Source organism: Actinacidiphila epipremni (assembly GCF_012034175.1).
Taxonomy (GTDB): Bacteria; Actinomycetota; Actinomycetes; order Streptomycetales; family Streptomycetaceae; genus Actinacidiphila; species Actinacidiphila epipremni.
Map to the genome: position 1 here is coordinate 1 of NZ_JAATEJ010000069.1, position 942 is coordinate 942.

Consider the following 942-nt stretch of genomic DNA (forward strand, 5'->3'; position numbering starts at 1 on the left):
ACGGTGACGAACTCGCCGCCGGTGGGCGCGGGCGCGGCGCCGCCGTCGCGGGCCGGGATGGAGATCACGCCGTAGGGGAAGCCGGCCTTCTTGGCGTTGGCGAGCTGCCAGGTGCCGTTCTCGCCGAACGCGTACTGGCCGGTGGCGAACTCCTGCCAGCTGGTGGTCTGGGTGTTGGTCAGCACGTCGTCGGGGGCGAGCCCCTGCGCGACCCAGTCCTTCCACAGCGAGAGCGCGGCCTGCCCGTCGGCGTTGTCCAGGTGCGTCAGATCGCCCTTGGCGCCCCAGAACCACGGGAGGAACTGGAAGCTGCCCTCCTCGGTGCCGATCGCCGAGAAGGTGATGCCCTTCTTGCCGGCCGCCTTCACCTTGCCCAGCGCCGCCGTGAGCGACGCCCAGTCCTTGATCGAGGCCGGGTCGACGTGCGCGGCGTCCAGGATGTTCTTGTTGTAGTAGAGCGCGAGGGTGTTGGCACCGATGGGGACGCCGTACGGGGCGCCGTCGACGACGCCGGCCCCGATGATGTTGCTCTGGACCGAGGCCGTCGAGATGCCGACGTCGCTCATCTTGTTCAGGATCCCCGCCTGGACGAGCGTGGAGACCACCGGGTTGTCGACGAGCATCACGTCGGGCGCGTTGCCCTGCTGGGCGGCGAGCAAGGCCTTGTTGCCCAGGTCGGTGGTGTCGTACGCGGTGCGCTTGACGGTCACACCGGACTTCGTGCCGCAGGAGGCGACCAGCTTGCCCCAGTCGGAGGACCCGTCGAACTGCGGGTAAGGGTCCCAGAAGGTGTACGTCCCCGAGGCCGCCGACGAACCGGATCCGCCGCCGGAGCCCCCGCAGGCGGCGACCCCGGTCAGTGCGGTGCAGGCCGCGACGGCAGCGATGGCGATGCGCGTGTGTCTCATGGCGTTCCTTGCTCGGTGCGTGGATGAGGGTGGG

At 69.9% G+C, this 942-nt stretch carries 1 protein-coding gene; it reads right to left on the minus strand.

What is annotated here, in order from left to right:
- The coding region (locus tag HCN08_RS34450) for a sugar ABC transporter substrate-binding protein (protein ID WP_167987326.1) at window positions 1-908 on the minus strand (908 nt) is incomplete at its 3' end.
- Window positions 909-942: the final 34 nt, after the last annotated feature.